Origin of the sequence: Polyangium sp. 15x6, from assembly GCF_029960785.1 — a bacterium.
In the GTDB taxonomy this organism is placed as follows: Bacteria; Myxococcota_A; Polyangia; order Polyangiales; family Polyangiaceae; genus Polyangium.
Genome location: NZ_JASBQE010000005.1, coordinates 150,228 through 172,585 on the forward strand (window position 1 = coordinate 150,228; position 22,358 = coordinate 172,585).

At 70.0% G+C, this 22,358-nt stretch carries 17 protein-coding genes; 8 read left to right on the forward strand and 9 right to left on the reverse strand.

Annotated features, from left to right (window positions below):
- Nucleotides 1–13: 13 nt before the first annotated feature.
- Entirely contained in the window at nt 14–2,077 is a 2,064-nt protein-coding gene (locus QHF83_RS06180; RefSeq protein ID WP_282416839.1) for a hypothetical protein, read from the reverse strand.
- Nucleotides 2,078–2,149: 72 nt separating this feature from the next.
- Here QHF83_RS06180 and QHF83_RS06185 point away from each other — a divergent pair, with 72 nt between their 5' ends.
- The gene (locus tag QHF83_RS06185) at nt 2,150–2,791 is read left to right on the forward strand and encodes a tRNA (guanine-N7)-methyltransferase (protein WP_282416840.1); all 642 of its coding nucleotides are present in this window, start codon (nt 2,150–2,152) and stop codon (nt 2,789–2,791) included.
- A gap of 5 nt (nt 2,792–2,796) precedes the next feature.
- Here the strand turns inward: QHF83_RS06185 and QHF83_RS06190 are convergent, their stop codons facing one another.
- A complete protein-coding gene (locus QHF83_RS06190) occupies nt 2,797–4,836 on the reverse strand; it encodes a serine/threonine-protein kinase (RefSeq protein WP_282416841.1) in 2,040 nt (679 codons plus the stop codon).
- A 115-nt stretch (nt 4,837–4,951) separates the two neighbouring features.
- Here QHF83_RS06190 and QHF83_RS06195 point away from each other — a divergent pair, with 115 nt between their 5' ends.
- Both QHF83_RS06195 and QHF83_RS06200 read left to right on the forward strand, forming a co-directional pair.
- The gene (locus QHF83_RS06195) at nt 4,952–6,295 is read left to right on the forward strand and encodes a metallophosphoesterase (RefSeq protein ID WP_282416842.1); all 1,344 of its coding nucleotides are present in this window, start codon (nt 4,952–4,954) and stop codon (nt 6,293–6,295) included.
- A 32-nt stretch (nt 6,296–6,327) separates the two neighbouring features.
- Nucleotides 6,328–6,873: a hypothetical protein gene (locus QHF83_RS06200; RefSeq protein ID WP_282416843.1), complete on the forward strand. Its 546-nt coding sequence runs from the start codon at nt 6,328–6,330 to the stop codon at nt 6,871–6,873.
- Between the two features lie 139 nt (nt 6,874–7,012).
- Here the strand turns inward: QHF83_RS06200 and QHF83_RS06205 are convergent, their stop codons facing one another.
- Nucleotides 7,013–7,219, reverse strand: a complete 207-nt coding sequence (locus QHF83_RS06205) for a YdcH family protein (protein ID WP_282416844.1) — start codon at nt 7,217–7,219, stop codon at nt 7,013–7,015.
- Between the two features lie 290 nt (nt 7,220–7,509).
- Here QHF83_RS06205 and QHF83_RS06210 point away from each other — a divergent pair, with 290 nt between their 5' ends.
- Nucleotides 7,510–8,667 carry a hypothetical protein gene (locus tag QHF83_RS06210; RefSeq protein ID WP_282416845.1) on the forward strand — a complete coding sequence of 386 codons (1,158 nt, stop codon included), beginning with the start codon at nt 7,510–7,512 and terminating at the stop codon, nt 8,665–8,667.
- A 149-nt stretch (nt 8,668–8,816) separates the two neighbouring features.
- Here the strand turns inward: QHF83_RS06210 and QHF83_RS06215 are convergent, their stop codons facing one another.
- Entirely contained in the window at nt 8,817–9,974 is a 1,158-nt protein-coding gene (locus QHF83_RS06215) for a vWA domain-containing protein (protein WP_282416846.1), read from the reverse strand.
- A gap of 463 nt (nt 9,975–10,437) precedes the next feature.
- Between QHF83_RS06215 and QHF83_RS06220 the strand changes: the two genes are divergently transcribed.
- The 3 genes from QHF83_RS06220 to QHF83_RS06230 all read left to right on the forward strand — a co-directional run bounded on the left by QHF83_RS06220 (nt 10,438) and on the right by QHF83_RS06230 (nt 13,713).
- On the forward strand, nt 10,438–12,027 hold the full coding sequence (locus tag QHF83_RS06220; protein WP_282416847.1) for a hypothetical protein: 1,590 nt from the start codon (nt 10,438–10,440) through the stop codon (nt 12,025–12,027).
- A gap of 81 nt (nt 12,028–12,108) precedes the next feature.
- Nucleotides 12,109–12,468: a VOC family protein gene (locus QHF83_RS06225; RefSeq protein ID WP_282416848.1), complete on the forward strand. Its 360-nt coding sequence runs from the start codon at nt 12,109–12,111 to the stop codon at nt 12,466–12,468.
- Nucleotides 12,469–12,480: 12 nt separating this feature from the next.
- Nucleotides 12,481–13,713, forward strand: coding sequence for a hypothetical protein (locus QHF83_RS06230; RefSeq protein ID WP_282416849.1), 1,233 nt, complete (start codon nt 12,481–12,483; stop codon nt 13,711–13,713).
- A gap of 344 nt (nt 13,714–14,057) precedes the next feature.
- Here the strand turns inward: QHF83_RS06230 and QHF83_RS06235 are convergent, their stop codons facing one another.
- Genes QHF83_RS06235 through panC form a run of 3 tightly spaced genes read right to left on the reverse strand, consistent with a single transcriptional unit; the run spans nt 14,058 to nt 17,067 of the window.
- Nucleotides 14,058–15,470 (reverse strand): SEC-C domain-containing protein, encoded by a 1,413-nt coding sequence (locus QHF83_RS06235; protein ID WP_282416850.1) that lies wholly within the window; start codon nt 15,468–15,470, stop codon nt 14,058–14,060.
- 30 nt (nt 15,471–15,500) lie between these two features.
- On the reverse strand, nt 15,501–16,166 hold the full coding sequence (tmk, locus tag QHF83_RS06240; RefSeq protein ID WP_282416851.1) for a dTMP kinase: 666 nt from the start codon (nt 16,164–16,166) through the stop codon (nt 15,501–15,503).
- Nucleotides 16,159–17,067, reverse strand: a complete 909-nt coding sequence (gene panC / locus QHF83_RS06245; RefSeq protein WP_282416852.1) for a pantoate--beta-alanine ligase — start codon at nt 17,065–17,067, stop codon at nt 16,159–16,161. The genes tmk and panC overlap by 8 nt, the downstream gene beginning before the upstream one ends.
- 120 nt (nt 17,068–17,187) lie before the next feature.
- Between panC and ppk1 the strand changes: the two genes are divergently transcribed.
- Nucleotides 17,188–19,434 (forward strand): polyphosphate kinase 1, encoded by a 2,247-nt coding sequence (gene ppk1 / locus QHF83_RS06250; RefSeq protein ID WP_282416853.1) that lies wholly within the window; start codon nt 17,188–17,190, stop codon nt 19,432–19,434.
- A 22-nt stretch (nt 19,435–19,456) separates the two neighbouring features.
- On the opposite strand, the gene QHF83_RS06255 is transcribed toward ppk1, so the two are convergent.
- The gene (locus QHF83_RS06255; RefSeq protein WP_282416854.1) at nt 19,457–21,778 is read right to left on the reverse strand and encodes a peptidylprolyl isomerase; all 2,322 of its coding nucleotides are present in this window, start codon (nt 21,776–21,778) and stop codon (nt 19,457–19,459) included.
- Complete coding sequence (locus QHF83_RS06260; RefSeq protein WP_282416855.1) at nt 21,775–22,338, reverse strand: YdcF family protein; 564 nt, start codon at nt 22,336–22,338, stop codon at nt 21,775–21,777. Before QHF83_RS06260 ends, QHF83_RS06255 begins: the two co-directional genes overlap by 4 nt.
- Nucleotides 22,339–22,358 lie beyond the last annotated feature (20 nt).

Genomic DNA, 22,358 nt, shown 5'->3' on the forward strand with positions numbered 1-22,358 from the left:
GGAGGCAGGCGCGTCACTGGTAAAGCCAGTAGTGAAACGAATGGAACGTGCCCGCCTCGCGTGGCGTGACCTCGATCTCGGTCCGGGACCAGACGCGATCCGGCGGGATTTCCAAGACACGCTCGACCCACGGGCCGGCGGGGAGCCGCGCCGAGCCGATCTCGATGCCGCCCGCGCGCACGACGAGCTCGACGTCGGTGTCGGCCGAGGCGCGCAGGACGAGCGACGCGGTGCGGCCCTGGGCGAGGTTCGTGGTGAAGCGATCGACCGCGCGGCGCATGCGGCCGCCGTCGGCGATCTCCGCGGCGGTCGTACCCTCGTCCGATCCTGCGTCCTCCCGCCGCGGCGACTCCGCCATCACCGCCACGTTGTCCTGATCCGACGCGCCGAGCCGCGCGTAGCCGTGCGTGTCCTCGGACTCGAGGTCGGAGACGTCGAGCTCGTCGGCGAGCGCGCCCTTCGGCGTCACCGCGCGCGGCAGCGCCCCCGTGCCGAGGAGCTCCCAACGCGCCTCGTGGGCGATCATCGTGGGTCCTCCAAGGATCGACTGATCGACCACGGTCTCGCGGTGCAGCTCCTCGCCGAGCACGGGCGGGCAGGCCATCCACTGCGGGTACACGATGAAGTGCGAGGGCCTTCGCTCGGCGGGGAGTTTTTCGTAGTGCTCGAAGCGTGAGCCCGCGCCGAACGTCCAGTAGCGCGACTCGCCCTCGGTCGTCAGGCCGACGACGTCGAAGGTGCGCCGGTCGGAGACGTAGGCGATCGCGCCCGTGTCGTTCACGCCGATGCGCGCGTCCGCGGGCAGGTTCTCGCGCGCCCAGAAGCCGAGCGTGACCTGCTGGTGATCGATCGCGCGCGCGCTCGTGGCGAGGTCGGAGAGCGTCCAGGGGAGCTTCGTGACGAGCGCGCCGGTGAAGAGGCCAAGGACGAGCGGCGTGACCGGCGCGCGCGCGCGGACGAAGCGACGCGCGACGTCGCCGATCTCGCGGGCGAGGCAAGCGAGGAGGACGAAGTGCGCGGCGTAGAAGGGCCAGACGTAGCGGACGCGGTTCCAGAGGAAGCTCAGGTACGTGCACGGCAGCGCCGTCGCGAGGACGATCGCGAGGACGAACGTGCCGTGGACCGGGAGCGCGGCGCGGTGCGCGCGGGTGACGACCGCGAAGGCGCCGATGATCGTCGGCACGAGGAAGTTCTCGGGGACGAAGACCGCGGACCACTCGCCGCCGTCGAGCACGCTCTGCCAGAGGACACGCAGATTCGACTGGATGAAGCCGATCATGCCGGCGCGGTCGTACGCGGGGTTTGCCGGCAGCCACTTGACCATCGTCGTCGACGAGGCCGCGTGCCCCGCGATCACGAGATGGAGCAGCGGCACGAGCAGCGGACCGATCGCGGGGACGAGCGCGACGAGGCGCCGCGGCTTGCCATCGCCGCTCGGGCGGAGCGCGAGCGCGGCCACGGCGAGCGCCGAGGCGACGGCGCCTTCGGGACGAACGAGGGGCGTGAGCAAGCCGAGCGCGGCGACCTCGATCGCCTGGCGACGACCCGGCGCGGGGGATGCGGGATCGGGCTCGCAGTACGCGGCCGCGACGCGCGCCGTGCGCATGAGCATCCACGCGAAGGGGATGGTCTCCATGCCGCTCCAGGCGAACCACGCGAACGCGCCGAAGCCGAGGCACATGATCATCGCGCCCGCGCCCGCGGCGCGGCCGGCGAGGCGATGCGCGAGGCGGCCGGTCTCGACTGCGAGCGCGGCGTGCGCGAGCGTGCCGAGCAGCCACGTGGCCCAGACGAACGAGAGCCCGCGCAGGCCGAGGAGGTAGAGCGGCGCGAGGACGATCGGCCAGAGCAGGCTCGTCGCGCCCGTCGTGTAGCCCTCGCCGGGCACGTACGAGAAGAAGTGACCCTCGGCGAGGCGACGCGCGTATTGCAGATGGATGAAGGCGTCGTCGAGCGGGAGCGCGGGGCGGCCGGCGCGGTTCAGGATCCCGCGGACGGCGAGGGCGCCGAGGGCGAAGCTCACCACGAGGGGAAAGGCGTAAGGGGCCAGGCGTTTGCCCACGTCCCGAGGCGTCACGGGCGCGACCATACCGACCTCGTCAAAGGCCCGCTACCCATCCGGCCGACGTTGTGCTTGTTTGCGCCCGCCATGGTGTTCCGGCCGCGCCCCAACCATCCCTACGCTCACGCCGCTCGCTTCCCGGACGAGGGCCCGGTCGACATCGGCTCGATCCTGCCCGGTGACGGTCCCATCGAGATCGAGATCGGCCCCGGCCGCGGAGGCTTCGTCTTCGAGCGCGCGGCGGCCGCGCCGGATCGCCGGCTGCTCGGGCTCGAGATCCGGCTGAAATGGTCGTCGATCGTGGACGAACGGCTCAAGAAGCAGGGCCTCGGCGCGCGCGCGCGTGTGCTCAACGCGGACGCGCGCGAGGCGCTCTCCCGGCTCGGCCCGGACGCCTCGATCGACACGTTTTTCATGCACTTCCCCGATCCCTGGTGGAAGAAGAAGCACGCGAAGCGCCTCGTCATGGGGCCCGGTCTGCTCGACTCGATCGCGCGGCTCTTGCGTGACGGCGGCGCGTTTTACGTGCAGACGGACGTCGCGGAGCGGGCGGAGATGTACGAGGCGCAGATCGGCGCGCACGAGGCGTTCGAGCCGAGCGGCGACGAGCCGGGTTCGGCGCGGATGGCCGAGAACCCGTACAACGCGCGGAGCCCGCGCGAGCACCACGCCATCGCGGACGGGCTGCCCGTGACGCGCTTGCGGTATCGCCGCCGCTCGCGCTCGTAACGCGCTCAGTTCAGCTTGAAGGCCGCGCGCGCGACCTCGCCGGCCTTCACCTGCACGGCCTGCGACTGCGAGGCGCCGCCGCCTTCGGGCTTGCACGAGACGCGCGCGGTCCCTGCGTTGACCACGGCCTCGACGGGCGTGGACCCGTAGCCGACGCCGTTGATCGTCACGTTGCAGAAGCCGCCCTTCGACGTGACGCGCACCTTGCCGCTGCCGCCGCCGCCACCGGCGCCCGCGGCGGGCGGGCTGCTCGTGCTCGCGGCCGCGGCGCTGTTCGGATCGGCCTTCACGAGCCGCTCCTGGATGACCTTCGTCTCGCCTTGCTCGGCGGTGAACGTGATCGTCTTCGGCACGTAGCCCGAGAGCTGGAGCACGAGCTTGTGCTCCTCGCCCGCGGAGAGGCCTTCGAGTTTGTCGACCACGCCCTTCAGCTGCTTGTTGTCGAGCCAGACCGTCGCGGGGGGATCGATCTTGAGCACCACCGTGACCGATCCGGTCTTCATCACGGCCTGGACGGCGCGCAGGGGCGCCTGCTCCGTCAGCGTGATCGACTCGCGGTGCGCCTCGAAGCCTTCCTTCGTCAGCTTGACCTTGATCTCGCTGTCGAGCGGCAGCCCCTCGATCTTCGCGGGCGTGACCTGCTTCTGCAGCTCGCCGTTGATCCAGATCGAGCAACCCTCGTCCGCGCCGCACTTGACGTCGAGCGCGCCCTTCGTCTCTCGCGCGCGGGCTGTCGCCTGGCTGCTCGCGTCGGCGATGAGCTTCGCCTCGCGCTCCGCGGCTTGCTTGCGCATGTAGAAGAAGCCGCTCACGCCGGCGGCCACCACGGCGGCGAGCGCGATCCAGAGCCCCACGCTCGAGCGCTTCGGCAGCGGCGTCGACGCGCCCGTCGCCGACATGCCCCCGCCCGCCGTCACGATGCCTTCGTACATCGAGGGGCTGTGCTGCAGGGCGATGATGTCGGCGAGCTGCTTGACGTCCTGCAGCGCCTCCTTCTGCTGCTCCAGTTTGTCCTGGAACAGGGACTGCATCCACTGCGTGAGGCTGATCTGCGAGACGGGGATGCGCTCCTCGCGCACGAACGCCTCGAGGTCGCTCTGCATCTCGCGCGCGCTCTGGTAGCGATCCTCGCGCTTCTTCTCGAGCGACTTCATCACGATGCGCTCGAGCGCGGGCGGGTAGCCGGGTTTGACCTGGCTCGGGCGCGGATACTCCTTCTCGCAGATGAGCTTCAGCGTCTCGAACTCGCTCGATCCCTTGAAGAGGCGTTTGCCCGTGGTGAGCTCGAAGATCAGCACGCCGACCGCGAAGATGTCGCTGCGCCAGTCGACGTCGCCGCCCGACGCCTGCTCGGGCGACATGTACGGGACTTTGCCCTTGAGCTGACCGTCCTTCGTGTCCTCGCCGACCTGCGAGCTCGACTTGGCCACGCCGAAGTCGACGATCTTCACGTCGCCCGAGAACGTGCACACGATGTTCTGCGGCGAGATGTCGCGATGCACGATGTGCAGGAGGTTGCCCTCGAGGTCGCGCTTCTCGTGCGCGTAGGCGAGGCCCGCGCAGGTGCCGAGGCCGATCGCGACGGCGTGCTCCAGCGGGAACTCGGTGAGGCCCTTCTTGCGCATCGCGCGGACGATGGAGCGGATGTCCTCGCCGTGGATGTGCTCCATGGCGATGAAGTACGTCCCGTCGACCTGCCCGACGTCGAAGGTCTGCACGATGTTCGGGTGCGACATCGTCGCGGCGACGCGCGCCTCGTGCAGGAGCATCTCGATGAACGCCTGGTCGTTGTTCATCGAGGGCAAGATCCGCTTGATGACGATGAGCTTCTCGAAGCCCGCGACCGAGCGGTGCAAGGCGAGGAAGATCTCCGCCATCCCGCCGGCCGCCAGCCGACGCAGAAGCGTGTACTTGCCGAACTGGCGCGGCAGGTTCTCTTCAGGGAGCGAGGCCAGGTTGATCCCCGCGTCGTCCTGTGGCTCTCCGCCCGCGCGCTGCACCATCCCGTAATCCCGTCTGTCCGTAAGGTTACGGCGCAGCATCATGACATGGTAGCTCGTGGTGTCGACGGATTCTTCCACCCGCGCGCCGTCTCGCCCTCCCTCCCGGTGGCACGCCCTCCGGCTAGAAATGAGCGCAAGATCCATGCTAGGCAGCGTCGTGTCCCCGTCTCCTTCGACCCTGCGCGTCCTCCCTCGCATCACCGTCGCGCTTTCCATCACGGCGGCGCTGCTCGGGACCTCGACCGCCGCCGATGCGGCATCGATCCGCAAGGGCCCGTACCTGCAAGCGCTCGGCCCGTCGGCCGTCACGATCAAGCTGGAGCTCTCGACGCCGGAGCCGGCGACGATCCTCGTGACCGGGCCTTCGGGGTTCAGCACGTCGAAGGCGTCGGCGTCGGAGAAGCGCTTCCACGCGATCCGGGTCGATGGGCTCTCGCCCGCGACGACGTACGCGTATCGCGTGAAGGTCGGCGACGTGGAGAGCCGGCCCGTGGATTTCACCACCGCGCCCGCGGATGACCGCCCCTTCAAGTTCATCGCCTACGGCGACAGCCGCTCGGACCCCGCGGCGCACGCGGCCGTCGCGCGGGTCATCGAAGTCGCGCCCGGCGACTTCTTCGTGCACACGGGCGACATGGTCCAGGACGGCGACAACGAGGCGCAGTGGCAGGAGTTCTTCGGCATCGAGGGCAAGCTGCTCGGCAGCCGGTGCATCTTCGTCGCCGTCGGCAACCACGAGCTCACGGCGCCCGATCCCACGGGGCAGGTGAACTTCCTCCGGTACTTCGCGGCGACCGAGACGGACGGCCGGGAGCGCCCGCACCTCTACGGCTCGTTCCGCTGGTCGAACACGCGGTTCTTCCTGCTGAACGCGATGGATACGTGGACCGGCGACGAGAAGGAGTGGCTACGCGCGGAGCTCGCGAGCGCGCGCGACGAGCCGGGGCTCGTGCATCGGATCGCCGTGATGCACCACGGACCGTTCTCGAGCGGCTACCACGGCGGCAACGCGCGCCTCGCCTCGCAAGGGATCATCCCGATGCTGCGGGACAACAAGGTCGAGCTCGTGATCGCGGGGCACGACCACATCTACGAGCGCGGCGAAGGGCAGGGGCTCAAGTACATCGTGTCGGGAGGCGCGGGCGCGCCGCTCTACCAGCAGCGCAGCCGCGCGCCGGAGCAGCGGTACTTCGAGTCGGTGCATCACTTCCTCGAATTCGCGGTCGACGGCCCCGAGGTCAACGTCCTCGCCCGCCGCGCGAGCGGGAGCGTGATCGAGCAGTGCAGTTACCGGGGGACGGAGAGCTGGTCCTGCAAATCCGACGAGAAGAAGCCCGCCACCGCCGCCACGCCCGCGACGACACGAGCGAGCACCGCCTGCGCCTGCGCGGTCCCGGGGAGCGCGTCCGGGAACGCGGGCGGGGCCACGGCGCTCGTCGCCCTCGCCGCGCTCGGGGCCCTCGGGGCCAGGCGCCGCGTTTCGTCCGCGGGAGATACTTGATCACCGGCCGAGCCCGGGGATATCGTCCCGCCATGCCTCGTTTGGCCTCGCTCGTCTCGACCGCGTCCGCGCTGGCTCTTCTCGGCAGCGTGCTGCTCGGCTGCGCCACGTACCGTCAGGATCTGGAGCGGGCGCAGAAGCACTACGAGGAGAACCAGTACGAGAAGGCGCTCGCGCTCTTCCGCGTGCTCGAGCCCGACATCGACTCGCTCTCCGACGCCGAGCAGGCGAAGTACGCGTACCTCCGCGGCATGACGGACTACCGGCTCGCGGGGCTCTCGCTCGCCGCGAACGTGCCGGGCGGCGTGGCCGATCCGAAGCGCGGCTACCGCGACAACGCGCGCCACTGGCTCGCCGTCGCCGCCGCCACCGAGAAGAACACGCCGGGCGGGCTCACGGCCGACGAGAAGAAGCGGCTCGAAGACGCGCTGTCGGATCTCAACAAGGACGTGTACGGCGGCGTCGAGAGCGTCGAGGACAAGGCAGAAGGCACGAAGAAGCCCGAAGACGCCGCCGAGAAGAAGGAAGATCCCAGCGCGGCTCCCGCGGCCCCGGCTCCGACGCCGGCGCCGAAGTAGAGCTCGCCGAGGCCTGAAACGCCGAGAGCGCCGCATCGGCCTTGCCGATCGGCGCTCTCGTTCGTTCGAAGGGCCCTCTCTCATGATGGGGGGCCGAGGCTCGCTCCGGACTTCTCTCTCGTGTCCGGTCGCCCGTAGGTCAGGACGTTCCCCGGCGGAGGGCGTGAATCTCGTCCTTCGCCTTGAGTTTTTGCTTCTTCAGCTCGGCCATCTCGAGCTGCTCGGAGGGCGTCAGATACGCGTGTCGCCCGAGCTCGGCGAGGCGCTCGTCGAGCTCCCGATGGCGCATCTCCGCATGGTTCAGCCGCTCGGCATCGGAATCGGTCTCGGTCACCCGCTTCATCATGCCCACCTCCTGGTGAGGGCTCCCGTCTCACTGCTGCGAAGAGCCCCGTTCGCTGGTCCATCATCGAGCCGGCCCCCGAGGACGGGGAGCCGCCGCGATGATTTCAAGGTACCCTAGGACGAGCAGCCTCGGATCCCCTTTCCGCGTGGCTCATGTGCTTCTTCGGTCGACGTTTTCCACTCGGGTCGGGTTCGTCCTTGTCGCCTCCGGCCGCCCCACGCGACGCGCCGGAGAGGTGGTCTCCCGCGATGGAGACACGAGAAACCAGGGCCCGAGTGGTTGGGGTAGGGATGTTTTTTTTCACGCGCACGTGCCTCGCTCTCGCTCTCGCCGGCTTGCTCGCGGGGTGTGGTTCGTCCGCACCTCGGCCCGAGGTTCGAACGCCCGCGCCGAAGGCCGAGGGCGGACCCGTGATCGAGGTCTCGCCCGTCGTGGTCTCGCCGTATTCCGAGGCCGAGCTCGTGCAGGAGTTCGAGCGGGCGAAGGCGCTGCTCCTCGGCGGGAAGTCTCGCGAAGCCGCCGAGGTCTTCGACAAGCTCACGCGGCATGCGCCCGACGGGGAGGTCGGGGCGGCGAGCCTCTACAACGCGGCCGTCGCGTACGAGGCGCTCGGGGAGCGGGAGGCGTCGGCCGCGCGGCTGCGGGAGCATTTGCGGCGCTTTCCGGGCCACGTCCTCGAGCGCAGCGCGCTGTTTCGTCTTGGTCGAGCGCTCGCGTACCTGGAGCGCTGGGCCGAGCTCGTCGCCGTCTCGGAGAAGCTCCTCGCGCGGCAGGACCTCGCGGTGCTGGAGGTGATCGAGGCACGCGGGGCGCGGGCGCTGGGGCTCGTGGAGCAGGACCTCGTGGAGGAGGCGGCGCGCGAGGTCTCGGTGGCGCGGGACCTCGTCGAGCGCGAGCGTCTGGGCGAGGCGGGCAAGCCCCCGATCGAGCTCGCGCAGCTCTGGTTCGCGGTAGGCGAGGTGCGACGGAAGCGGAGCGAGGCGATCAAGTTCGAGCCCGTACCCCCGAACTTCGCCGACACACTCGAGAAGCGCTGCCAGGGCCTGCTCGACGCGCAGGGGGCGTACACCGAGGCGATGCGGAGCCTCGACGCGCACTGGTCGGCGATGGCGGGCTACCGCGTGGGTCAGCTCTACCAGGAGCTACACCGCGACGTGATGCGGGTGCCTCCGCCCGCGGCGGCGGACACGGTGCGCAAGCGGCAGCTCTTCGAGGGGGCGATGCGGCTGCGCTACCGCGTGCTCCTGGAGAAGGGGCTCAAGATGATGGAGGGGACGGTGCGGCTCGGGGATCGCACGGGGGAGGCGTCGGCGTGGATCGGGCGGGCGCGGGAGGCCGAGCGTGCGCTCGAGCTTTCGCTTGCCGACGAGAAGGCGGCGCTCGATCGGCTCCCGTTCACCGAGGACGAGCTCCGGGAGGCGCTCGAGGCGCTGAAGAAGAAGCCGTGAAGCGACGAACTTGTTCGGCGCTTTGCGAGATCGCGAAGCGAGCTCGCCTCGGGGGGTGAATCGTCCGGGCTTTGCCCGGACGAGAGGGGGACGCGAGGCGTCCCCCTCGGGACGAGAGGTGCATCCGGGCTCGAGCGCCCGGCGAGCCTTCAATGGATGTCGGGCTTGCAGCCGAAGAAGATATCGAGTTTGCCGTCGGAGTCGGCCTGGACGATCTGGCACGAGGCGGGGCAAAGCATGATCTTCTGCGGATTCTTCGGATCGTCGTAATACCAGCCCGGGCCCACGCCGCAGTCGGCCGCGCTCGTGGCCTGCGGGATCTCTTTTTCGATGCCCCCGCCGTTCGTGTGCTTGACCGTGGCCTTGTCGAGCTCGAGCGGCGTGCCCCCGGACGGCTCGGGGACGACGTACTCGCAGGCGACGGCCTTCGAGCGGATCTCCGTCATCTTCTGCGCGAACTGCGACACGTTCGCGGTGACGTCGTATGATTTCATGGTCCCGCCGGCGGCGGCGATCTGGTCGAGGTTCAAGACGCTCGCGCCGTTGATGGCGACGACGTACGTCTCGACGCCGTTGTAATCGAGGGCGGCCTTCGCCAGACTCGCGATGCTGGGGATGTCGTTCTGGTTGCCGGGGCAGCTATTGGGATCGCCGTCGCTCGCGAAGACCAGGATGACCTTGTGGTTCGGGTGCGCGTCCTTGTAGGCCGTCGCATTGAAGAGCGCGCCTTCGAGCGCGCCGTACATCGGCGTCGAGCCGCCGTTCGGGCTTTCGCTGTTGATCGACTGGACGAGGGCCGGCGCGTTTCCGGGCAGGGTCCCGACGGGGACGGACAGGTCGTCGTAATGGTGGTAGTTGCAAACGAGCCCGTCGGGCGGGGTATCCACGGGGAAATACAGGATCCCAACGTTGATCCCTGCCGAGGCCGGATCCTCCACGAATTGCTTGATCGCGGCCGTCGCGCCGTTCCAGTTCTGGCCGTACATGCTGCCGGAGCGGTCGAGCAGGATGACGAGATCGAGCTCGACGGGCTCGGCTTTTCCACCGGTCTGGGCGCAGGCCTCCTCCCCGCCTCCGCCCATCATGCCGCCGTCGAAATCGAACATGTCGCCGCCCGTGCCGGCGGCGCTGCCCGGATCCGCGCCTCCGCCGCCACCCGTGCCGCTCGTCTCCTCCACGCCGTTCGTCGCTTGACCCTCATGGCCCCCGGAGGCGCTGCACGCGAGGCCGAGCGAGGAGACGCAGAGCGCCGCGAGGGCGCAGAGGGTCTTGGGGCTTTGGCCGCCGAATGCGAGGGAGCGCCCCAAATGTCCGACCTGCGTTGTGCTCGTGATGCGGGATGCGCGGAAAAACATGTTTACTCCTGGGAATCTGGAGAAAGACGACCATCCGCTCGGTGCCTCGTATCCATCACCGATCGGGGAGCTTTGCGTCGCCGGAGGGCCGTGATCTCGAATCATTCGAGGCGCTCGGGGGGCGACGACGGAGCAAGATCGATGTATACGGCAAGGACGTGCGCGGCAAGCACCCGCGAATTGGAGATGGGTTTCGACGAGGGCATCGAAGGCGCGGCATTCGTCGAAATGATGGCCTTACGAAGGATGGATCGCAATCGGGGGACGTCTGATTGCGATCTCGAACGTGCAATTTGGAAAAACCGGTGCGTCGCGGCCATACGCGCCGTTCCGGAGAACGGTGCGCCGTCGCGCGGCATGGGCGAGGATTCGTGCCTCGCCGCGGCAGAGAGGTGGGTCGACGATGAGGGAATGGATGAATTGGGGGCGCATTCTCGCCGTGTCCGTGAGCGTCGTCGCCGCGGGCTGCGCGGAGCAGGCGTCTGATGCCGTGCGTGGAGAGGGCGGTCGCGGCGAAAACGGCGAAGGCGGCGCGGGGGGCCAAGACGGCGCCTCCCTCGGGGCCACCGACTGCCCCTTGGATTGCTCGCTCATCGACACGCCGCCCTGCCTCGCGTCCGTCTGCGACGCGGAGAAAAAGCGCTGCGCCGTCGTCCCGCGCCCCGCCGGGACCTCCTGCGAGGATGGCCTCTTCTGCACCGTGGGCGACAGCTGCCAGGACGGCGTTTGCGTCGGGGGCGGGCAAAACGACTGCGGCATCAAAGCCGCGACCTGCTCGGTCGTGACCTGCCACGAGGACACGGCCTCCTGCGACGAGGGGCCCGCGCTCGACGGAGCGCCTTGCGTGTCGAGCGACGCGTGCACGGTCTCCGCGACCTGCAAGGGCGGCGCCTGCGTCGGGTCGCCGAAGAGCTGCCACTTCGCGCCCGTGCCCGACGATTGTCACGTCGCGGTCTGCAACCCCCAGACGGGCGCCTGCGAGCCCGTCCCCGGCAACGAGGGCCTCGCGTGCGAGCAAGGCGGCGACCCGTGCCTGACGGGCAAGACCTGCGCCGCCGGCGCCTGCCAGGGAGGAGGCCCGAAAGACTGCGCGAGCGCCGCGGACGACTGCAACACGGGCGTTTGCGACGCGGCCACGGGCGCGTGCGTGGGCGCGCCGCGCGGCGCGGGCCTCTCGTGCAGCGAAGTCGTCGATGCGTGCAACACGGGGATGTGCGACGCGTCGGGTGTTTGTCAGAGGGTGCCCACGCCGGGCGTGGCCTGCGCGTCCGCCAAGAACGACTGCAACGACGGCGTCTGCGACGCGTCGGGCGCCTGCGTGGCCGTGCCGGTCAACGAGGGCGGAGCCTGCGAGGATGGCAACGCGTGCACGCTGGGCGAGACGTGCTCGGCGGGGTCGTGCACGGGCGGCAAGGCCGAGGGGTACGTCGTCTACCTGCACGAGACGTTCGCGGACAACTCCGCGGGCTGGACGCTCGAGGGCGAGTGGCAGATCGGCCCCGCGAAGGCCTCACCGGGCAACGCCTCCCACGGCGCCGAGGACCCGGCCACGGACCGCACCTCGACGGCCGACAACGGCATCGCGGGCGTGAGCATCGGAGGGTATGCGGCTGAGGCCGTTCACCCGCCGGAGTACCTCGTGAGCCCGCCGATCGACACGAGCGGCACGGGCTCTTTGTGGCTCTCCTTCTACCGCTGGCTCAACAGCGATTACGGGCCGTACATGACGAACACCGTCGACGTCTTCGACGGCAGCGGGTGGGTCAACGTGTGGAACTCGGGCGCGCCGCCGGCGATCAAGGACGCGGCGTGGACGCTCATGACGTACGACCTCACGGCGTACCGAAACCCGGCGCTGCGCGTGCGTTTCGGCTTCGAGGTGGGCAACGGCGGCGTGTTCACGGTCTCGGGGTGGAACCTCGACGACGTGACGATCGCGAATGCCGTCTGCGAGGTGGCGGACCCGCCCGCGCCGGAGCCTGGGCCCACCTCCGCCACGTACTGACGGGGCGTTTGTCGGGGGGGGACGCCTCGGGCGAAGGAATTCGTGGCGACACGGTTCCTTCGCTCGGGTAGGATGCCGCCCATGATTGACCACATCTCGATCGGCGTTCGTGACCTGGAGAAGAGCAAGGCGTTTTACGCGGCCGCCCTCGCGCCGCTCGGTTATGCGGTGATGATGGAGTTCCCCGGCGTGGCCGGGCTCGGGGAAAAGGGCAAACCCGATTTCTGGCTCGGCGCGGGGGAGGTGGGGAAGGGCCAGCACGTCGCGTTCGTCGCCGCGGATCGCAAGACGGTCGACGCGTTTTACGAGGCCGCGATCCGCGCCGGAGCCAAGGACAACGGCGCGCCGGGGCTCCGGCCGCAGTACCATCCGAATTATTACGGCGCGTTCGTCCTGGATCCGGACGGGCACAACATCGAGGCGGTCTGTCACACGCCGTGACGGGACGGGCGCATGAGCGATGCGAACGCCCGGCAACCTCGTCGTAGGTGGCTCGCCATCGCCGGCGCCGTCTCGGGTGTGCTCATCGTTTCCCTCGGCGTGTTCTCGTTCTGGCCTGGCGGCGCCGCGCAGGATGGGCCGAACGACACGAGCGACGCTGGCGACGAATCCGCGTCAGCGCCGCTCGGAAGCGCCGCTTTCGGCTCCACCGCCGATGCCCGCGACGCGGGGAGCAACGTCTTCTTCGTCGGCAATTTCTCGGATGTGATCGGGGCCAACCGGGACGAGCAGACGATCCTCGTGGTGCGGGATGGTTCGTGGAAGAGGCGTGCCCAGCATGCGTACTTCGTCGTGCATCTGGATGGCCGAACCGAAGACGAGCTCGTCCTCCCGTCGGAAGGATACGATCGCGAGACGGAGGATCCGAGCGCGCTGAATACGCCCGAATCGCGGGCGATCCTCGGCCGGCTGGAGGGGCTTGCACGGCGGTTCCGCCGCATGGGCGTGTGGCTACCGTTTCTCGCGTTCCCCGACGCCGAAAGCTGGAACGTTCGATTCGACGAGGATGGCGGCGCGGAGATCGATGCGAACAAGACAGACTGGAGCTGGGTCCGAAGGGCCGGATCTCCTGAGTTCGTTCGGCGGCCGCGGGATTCCAAGACGCCGCGGAGCGCGCCCGCTGGTCTGCCGGTCATCTCCTACGACTACGACGACCGGCGGACGGCTCATTTGTCCGAAGGGATAGGAGACGTGTGCTTTTTCTGGGAGGCGCCGCCCGCCGCCCGCCGCAAGTTGACCTGTTTCGACGGGATCTCGGCTCCGAGCGTCTTCTGTGACCACGGCGTCTGCGGTCTCTTCGTCCACGGCGCCGCGGCCCTCTTTTTCTCGCTGGTCGACCAGCGGAGCGCGCGGAAGCTCGGGAATGGGTTCCTCGACGGTATCGCTCTGGATGCCCGCCTCGGCCTCGCCGTCAACCACGCCGGTCGCGTCGCGATATCCCACAGCCACTCGAACGGAGGGGCGACCGTCGTCGATGTACGCACCGGTATCGTTCGCGAACGTCGCGGCCATTCGTCTGGGCCCACGACGACCGTGTGGATCGACGACGATACGCTCATCGCGTGTGATCACGACCGGAGAGACAGGCGCCGCCTCGTGCGGCTGTCGCTCGACGACGAGGGGGTCTGGGAGGTACGCAAGCCGGACCGATGGTGGCAAGCGGATGTGGACGGAGGCTCGCGCTGATCCCCATGGCGGGCGCCGCGCGAGGCGCCTTCGTGCGGCCCTGCCCGAAGGCGGCGCGTCACGAAGGCGCCTTCGGCGTCTCCGTCCATGTGGCGGGACGCACTCGCGAGGGTTCTGCGCAGTCCTGCCACATGGCGGGGCGTGCCGAAGGCGCCTTCGGCGTCTCCGTCCATGTGGCGGGACGCGCTCGCGAGGGTTTTGCGCAGTCCTGCCACATGGCGGGGCGTGCCGAAAGGCGCCTTCGGCGTCTCCGTCCATGAGGCGGGCGCGCTCGGAGGAGCGTTCGGGCGTGTCGGGCAGGATCCGGCGAGGGTGGGGCGACCGGTGACGACGCGGTCGGCCACTCAGCGATCGCCGCAGCAGCGCTTGTACTTCTTCCCGCTCCCGCACGGGCACGGCGCGCTCCGGGCGGGGCCCGCCTGCTCTGCTTTGGCCTCCGCCGCGCGGACGTTCTTCAGCCTGCGGCGGTCCTGGCGCAGGAGCGTGAGCGCGTGGTCCGGGTCGTAGGGGGCGCGGATGGCGGCGAGGTAGTCGGCGGGCAGGTAGAGCTCCTCGGGCTTCACGCGCGCGAGCCACGGGAGCGCCATGATCATCACGGTCAGGAGCTTCTGGTCTGCCAGGTAGCACCCATCGATGAGGAGCAGGACGCTGCGCGCGAGGTCCCGCGGCGCATCCTCGGCGGCCTTGAAATGGTAGGGCGACGAGGGAGGGGCGCGCTTTCCGAGGACGACCGCGAGGTCAGCCCCGATCCTCGCGAGCCGGGTAGGGAGATCCGTCGGGTCCTCGTCGTCGCTGAGGAAGACGTTCGTGAGCGCTTTGCGCACGGACGCGAGATGGCTCCTGCCCTCCGGCACGGGGGCGCTCGGCGACAGCGCTCGTCTCACCTCCTCGCGCAGCGCCGGGTAGCGAAGGCCGATCGCCGCGAACGTGAGCGCGCTGTCGGCGACTTCGATGACGTTGTCGGCCTCTTCATGCGCCTTCTCGTAGTACGAGAACAGATCCTCGCCGAGGCGCGCGGCACCCCACAGGCCGCGGAGCGCGTTGCCGACGAGCCCCTGCGAGACGGCGACGCGCGCGTACGCGAGCCCCGATATGGCCTTGCGCGCGGACTCCGGCAGCTCCTCATAGGGCGCCTTGCCGTCCATCGCGGCGAGCACCGACAGGTGCCCGAGCGTCCACATCCGGCACCAGAGCCCGTGCAGCGTCTCGTCCCAGCGTCGGTGCAGCTTGCCGTTCTTCGGCACCTCGCGGAGCAGGAGCTCGCGCATGTGGTCGACCGCCTTGGCCTCCTCGAGCATCCACCTCAAGAGCTCGTGCGCGAGGAACGGTTGCCACACGGCGATGCCCTCGAATTGCTCGCGCGTGAGCCACTGCGCTCGCTCGTAGAGCGCGCGCATGAGCTCGGTCGCGTTGCCCGTCGAGTTGAGGAAGCGGTCGGTGCGCTCGCGCCACGTGATGACCTTCTCCGTGATCGCGTCGAGCTTCTCCCGCGTGATGACGTGGAGGTTCTTGGCGCTCATGCCCGCGCCGAGGCACGTGACGAACTTGCCGCTCCGCGTGACGATGAGGAACGGGCCCTTCTCGGGATCCGCGAGTGAGATGGCCACGCGCTCCATGCCCTCCGGGACACGCGCGGTGTTCAGGATGTGCCGCAGGAGAGGATCGTCGCGGTAGAGCGAGAGGGCGATGTCGAGGTGCGGCACCGAGAGCCGGTCGAGCCGCGAAAGGAAGTGATGTGCGTGTCCGGTGAGCGTCATGCGAAGCTCGCGGTCAAGCTCGTGACTCGATCAGGGGCCTTCTTTCACGTACGGCTCGAGCGCGCGGATGATCGCCGCGGTGACGGAGTCGACGTCGCCGTTGCCGTCGACGTGCACGAGCCGATCGCCGCCGATGATCGTGTCGGCTTCGAGGTAGGCGCGGGCGAGGCGGGCCTGGAGCTCGGGCTCCTCGAAGAGCTCGCTCGCGCCGCCGCGCGCGCGCCTGCGTTGCGCGGCGACCTCCGGATCGACGTCCACGACGACCGTGACGTCGGGCTTGAGCGCGTGGCGGTTGCAGTGGCGGATCCAGGCGATCATGTCGGCGCGCGCGCCCTCGTCTTCGATGCCGATCGACTGGTAGATGATGCTCGAGAGCTCGTAGCGATCCGAGATGACCACGTAGCCGTCGCGCAGGTGCGGGGCGACCTCGGTCTCGATGTGATCGAGCCTGTCCGCCGCGAAGAGCAGCGCCATCGTGCTGTCGCGGTGCCTCGAAGGCAGGTTCACGCGCTGGGTGAGCACGAGCCGGAGGAGCGAGCCCATCGGCCCGCCGCTCGGCTCGCGCGTGACGTGCGCGAGCCTGCGCCGTCCTCGCAAGAACGAGCCGTACCGCGCGGCTTGCGTCGTGGTCCCCGCGCCGTCGATGCCCTCGAAGACGACGAACAGCCCGTCGTTTCCGTCCTCGGCTTCACGCATGGCGTTCCTCGTCTCCTTCCTTCGCGGCGGTCGTGTCGAGCGGTATGGGATCCTCGCCGAGCACCATGTTGTCGATGAGCCGCGCGCCGCCGATGCGGACGGCGAGCGCGAGCAGCACGCGATCCGGCGTGTGCTCCTCGGGGCCGAGCACGGTGAGCGTGTCGGCGTCGGCCACGTCCACGTAGTCGATCGAGCTCGCGACGGGCGCGACGTGTCCGCGCGCGAGCGCCGTCAGCATGCCCGCGCGGCGCTCCCCCGCGGCGAACGCGCGCGCCGCGGCCGAGAGACCCTGCGGGATGGCGAGCGCCTGCGCGCGTGCTTCCGCGGAGAGGTACGCGTTGCGCGACGACATCGCGAGCCCGTCCGGCTCGCGCACGGTCCGCACGCCGACGACCTCCACGGGCAGGAAGAGGTCCCGCGTGAAGCGCTCGATGACCTTGAGCTGCTGGTAGTCCTTGCGGCCGAAGAGCGCGATGGCAGGTCCTACGAGCGCAAACAATTTCGTGACCACCGTGGCCACGCCTTCGAAGTGACCGGGCCGATGCGCGCCGCAGAGGCCCGCGGCCGTGGCGCCGACGTGCACGCGGGTCTCGTCGCCGGGCGGGTACATGTCTGCGGGGGCCGGCGCGAAGATGCCGTGCGCGCCCGCCTCGGCGCACTTCTTCGCGTCGCCTTCGAGGTCCCGCGGATACCGGGCGAAGTCTTCGTTCGGCCCGAACTGCGTGGGGTTCACGAAGATCGAGACGACGATGAAATCAGCGTGCTTCCGGGCCTCCTCGATGAGCGTCTGATGCCCGCGGTGCAAGGCGCCCATCGTGGGAACGAGGCCGACGCGCGCGCCGCGCTGCCGGGCCTCGTCACACGCACGCCGGAAGTCGAGAGGTGCGCGCCAGATCTCCATGGCGCGCCCACGCTAGCAGAAAGCGCACGCCACAAGGAGGCGGCCGACCTCCACGGCGATCGCTTCTCTCGGGGCCGATCGACTGACCCGAGCGATCGGGTAGGCTAGACTGAGCCCATCGTGACGTTCGAGACACCTTCCACGCCCGATGTCGCAGCTCGCCATTCGTCCCTGGTCCCGGCCGCGGGCGACTCGGATCCCACGCAGTACCTGAATCGCGAGCTCTCGTGGCTCGAGTTCAACGCCCGCGTCCTCTCCGAGGCCGGCTCGATGGAGGTGCCGCTCTTCGAACGCCTCAAGTTCCTCGGGATCTTCTTCTCGAACCTCGACGAGTTCTTCATGGTGCGCGTGGCGGGCCTGCAGGCCCAGACGCACCGCACGATCACCGAGGTCCCGCCGGACGGCATGAAGCCGCAGGAGCAGCTCCTCGCCATCAGCGCGCGTGCGCACGCGCTTGTCGACAGCGCGTACCGGCTCTGGAACACGGAGATGCTGCCGGCGCTGCACCGCGTGGGCGTGCGGATCGTGCGGCCCGAGGAGCTCGACGCGGCCGAGCTCGCGGTGCTCGACGAGCGGTTCCGCACGGACATTTTCCCGATCCTCACGCCGCTCGCGATCGACCCCGGCCATCCGTTCCCGCACCTGCGCAACAAGAGCATCAACCTCGGCATCATGTTCAGCCGCGAGCACGAGGGCGAGGAGCCCGGCTTCGGCGTGATCCAGGTGCCGCCGATGCTGAGCCGCCTCATGCGCGTGCGCGTCGACGGCTGCGGACGAGCGTTCGTGCTGCTGGAAGACGTGATCGCGCGCCACGTAAAGGAGTTCTTCCCGGTCTCGCGTCTCCGCGGGACGTACCCGTTCCGCGTCACGCGCAACTGGGACCTCGAGATCGACGAGGAAGAAGGCGAGGACCTCCTCGAGACGATCCAGGCCGAGCTCCGGCGCCGTGATCGCGGCAACGCCGTGCGCGTGGAGATCGGCGTCGGCGGCGGCGTGGGCGCGAGCGTGCAGCGCCTCTGCCGCGCGCTCGGCATCGATCCGAACCTCGACGTCTACCGCGTCTCGGGCCCGCTCAGCATCGCGGATCTCGTCTCCGTGGTGGGCGAGGAGGATCGGCGGGATCTGCGCGACGAGGTCTTCACGCCGCAGGTGCCGGTCGCGCTGCGCGACGTCGAGGATCCGTTCGCCGTGATCCGCGAGCGGGACGTCTTGCTCCACCACCCGTACGACTCGTTCGAGCCGGTGGTCGAGTTCGTCTCGCGCGCGGCCGACGATCCGAACGTGCTCGCGATCAAGCAGACGCTCTACCGCACCGGCGGCGACTCGCCGATCGTGAAGGCGCTCGCGCGGGCCGCGGAGAACGGCAAGCAGGTGACGGCGATCGTCGAGCTCAAGGCGCGCTTCGACGAGGCCTCGAACATCCAGTGGGCGCGCACGCTCGAGCAGAGCGGCGCGCAGGTGATCTACGGCCTGCTCGGCCTGAAGACGCACGTGAAGGCGCTGCTCGTGGTGCGGCGGGAGAAGGACAAACTCCGGCGCTACGTGCACCTCTCGACGGGCAACTACAACCCGCACACGGCGCGCCTCTACACGGACTTCGGCGTCTTCACGGCGAACCGCGAGCTCGGCGAGGACGTGACCTCGCTCTTCAACCTGCTCACGGGCTACAGCGCGCCGCCGAAGTGGAACCGGCTCGTGGTGGCGCCGCTCGGGCTGCACGAGGCGATCCTCGGGCTCATCGCGCGCGAGACCGAGCACGCGCGCGCGGGCCGGAAGGCCGAGATCGTGGCGCAGATGAACGCGCTCGTGGACGTGGACGTGATCGACGCGCTCTATTCGGCGAGCCAGCACGGCGTCGACATCCGGCTCTTCGTCCGCGGCATCTGCTGCTTGCGTCCCGGGATCCCGGGGCTCTCGGAGCGGATCCAGGTGCGCGCACTCATCGACCGCTTCCTCGAGCACAAGCGCGTCTTCCGCTTCGCGAACGGCGGCAGCGAGGAGCTTTACTTCTCGAGCGCGGACTGGATGCCGCGGAACTTCCACCGACGCGTGGAGGTGCTCGTGCCGCTGCTCGATCCGGCCGCGCGCACCCGCGCCGAGGACATGCTCGCGACGCTCGAGGCGGACACGGCGAAGACGTGGGCGCTCAACGCGGACGGCAGTTACACGCGCGTCGCGACGCCCCCGGGCGCGACCCCGGTGCGCTCGCAGCAGCGGTTCATGGAGCTCGCGCGCGAGCGGCCGAAGCCGGCCGACGTGCTCGCGCGGGGCGGCCGGTTCCACATCTTCCAGGTGGGCCACGGCGAGGGCGGCGACGAGCTACGCCGCAAGAACGGCAAGAAAAAGAAGCACCATCCCCCGTCCTGAGAAGGGCCCGGAGCGGGGCTCGTCAGGGTTTGACGGAGACCTTGTGCACGAGGTCTCCGTCGACGAACGCGCTCCACGCCCCCGTCGCGCGGCCGATCCACGCGTACTGACCGTCGAGGTGCGGGTGCCTCGCGTGCATCACGAAGATCTGGCTCGACCCGGTGTCGCGGCCCGCGAGCGCGACGCCCACCGTGAGCGGAGCGAACGCGATCGGCGACGTCTCGCAGCGCAGCGGCGCCTTGCCCGGCGGTCCGCCGTAGCCGTCGCCGAAGGGCGCGCCGAGCTGCGTCACGAAGCCCGGCACCACGCGGTGCACGACCATCCCGTCGTAGTAACCGGCGCGCGCGAGATCCACGATCCGCGTGACGGCCACCGGCGCGACGTTGGCGTCGAGCACGAGTGATGCCTCGCCGACGTCCGTCTCCAGGGTGAGCGTCACGGTGCCCGCCGCGCGCGCGTCGAGCTCCGGCGGCTTCGGCCCGCCGCCCGGCGGCGCCTTGCAGGACGTCACCGGTTTGCCCGAGACGAGCTCGATCGCCTTCTCCGCACGCTTGCGGAGCTCGGGCCACGAGGATCGGCAGAGCTCTTCGAGCCGCGGCTGCGTCTCCTTCAAGCCGAGCGCGCCTGCGGCCTCGATCATCGAGCTCACGTGCTCGGGATCGTTCTCCACGTCGGCGCGACCGAGCGCCGCCACGATGGCCTTCACGATCGCGGGCGAAGGCGCGCGCGTGACCGTCTCCTCCGCGGCCTGCTCCTCGTCGCCCTTCTTCTTCTTGCCCTTCTTCTTTCGTTTCTCGGGCTCGGTCGCGAGGTTCGGCTTCCGCGCGATCACGCCTGCCGCCGTCGACACGAGGCCCGGCTCCGGCGCTGCGAGCGCGGCTTCGAGCAGCGGCCCTGCCTCCTCCGCGAGCTCTTCGTGCGTCGGGAGCAGCTCGATCGCGGCCTCGCGCGCCCGCAGATCGCCGCCCTTTGCGTGCGTGAGGAACACCGCGCGCCGTGAGCCCTCGATCGGCGCTCGATCCAGCACCTTCACCATCGCCCGCGCGCCGATCGATCCCGGCTGCCCCGGTACCTTCGCGCCCGCGTCCGCGCCGTCGCCGCCCGCGAGCGCGGCCGTCACGTCGCACCGCGCGAGCAGCGGATCCCGCACGTCGGCGCCCGCGAGCGCCGTCGCGGCGCTGCACCGGATCCAGGCCATTCGCCGCAGCACCGTGACCGGCGCCGAGGGCGGCGGCTCCATCGTGGCCAGATCCTTGAGCCACTTCTTCGCCTTGGTCGTCGGTTCGAGCGCGTCGAGCGTGGCGAGGAGCACGCCGATGTCCTCCCCGAGCGCGGTGAGCGCGACGGCCCCGCCCGGCGGAATGAGCGCGGGCAACGTGGACGCGAGCATGGCTTGTCCGGCCGTACCGAGGCGACGGAGCGCGCGCGCGGCCTCCGCGCGTTCGGCCGCCGTGAAGAGCGTCGCCCCGCCGAGCACGCGTCCGAGATCCGCCGCGGCTTCCGGGCCTGCACGACCGAGCGCGCGGACGGCGAAGATCCGGTACGGACCGGGCTCCGCGAGGCGCGCGCCCGCGACCTCGCGCAGGCGCGCCGTTACCGTGTTCGGCACGTTTTCGAGCCGACCGATGGGGAAGAGCCCCTCGGGCGCGGGCGGCGACGACGCGCTCCCCGCCGCGAGGTTGAGCAGCGCCGCGAGCGTCTCCTCGCGGAGCCGCTCCTTCACCGCGGCGAGATCTCCCAGCGCGAACGCCGCGGCCGACGCTTGCGCCTCCGTGCCCGAGAGCCACGCGACCAGCGTCGGCTCGCTCTGCTCGGCCCCGCAGCGGCCGATGGCGCGCGCGATCGCCATGCGCGGCTCGAACGTTCCGCTCTCTCGTCCATCGACCGGCGCGCTTTTCGGAGGTGGAGCCTCCTTCGCATCGCCGATCGACAACGAGCGCGCCACGAGCGCCGTGACGGTCGCCTTGTCGCCCGTCGTGCACGACGAACCGAGCCCGTAGGCCGCCCACGTGACGACCTCCGGATCCTCGTCGGCGAGCGCGCGCAGGAGCCCCGGCTGCGCGTCCGCGCCGCCGATCCGCGCGAGGGCACGAGCGGCCGCGCGCCGCACCGAGACATCACGGTTCTGCTGGTCCGAGCTCGTGATCTCCGCGGCCGCACGCCGATGTTCCGCGACGAGCAGCGCTTCTTGCCGCTGCTTCGCTTCATCGACCACCACGGCCGCCGCGTCGGATCCTGCGTCCGTGCTCGACGTCGTGGGCTCGCCTCGGCTGCACGCGCCGAGCGCGGCGACGACGCCGAGCACGAGGCCTCTCGGACCTCGCCTCGTTCCCTCGCGCTTCATCGAGCGTTCTCCTCGGCGTTCTCCGCGCCGGACACACGGGGACCGGGCCTCGGCACGGCGCGAACGAGCGCGTGCGCGCGCCGGAGGGCGCGTCGATCGAGCCACGCGCAGACGAGCTCGTGCCCGTGTCGATACGCGCGCCGCAGGGCCCCGACGCGCACGCCTTCGGACGGCAGCGGCCACGCATCGACGCCCACGCGGCGAAAGTTCTGGATCGCGCGCTCCACGTGCCACGCGCACGTCACCACGAGCACACGCCGCGCTTCTCTTCGACGCAGGATCTCCGCCGAAAACGCCGCGTTTTCGTGCGTCGTGAGCGACCAGAGCTCGGTCGTCACGGCCTCTTCCGGCACCCCCGCACGGACCAGCGCTCGGCGCAAGGCTTCCGCTTCGATCTGCGCGCCCCAGCGACGCCCGCCGCTGGTCACGATGTGGGGAGCGACACCCGCCTGATACGCTTCGGCGGCCTTGGCTGCGCGGCGCGCTGCGGCGGTCGTGAGCCGACCCGACGGCAGCACGCGGCATCCGAGGACCACGATGGCATCTGCGCGATCCGGCATCGGGCCGACGATAGCCGAAC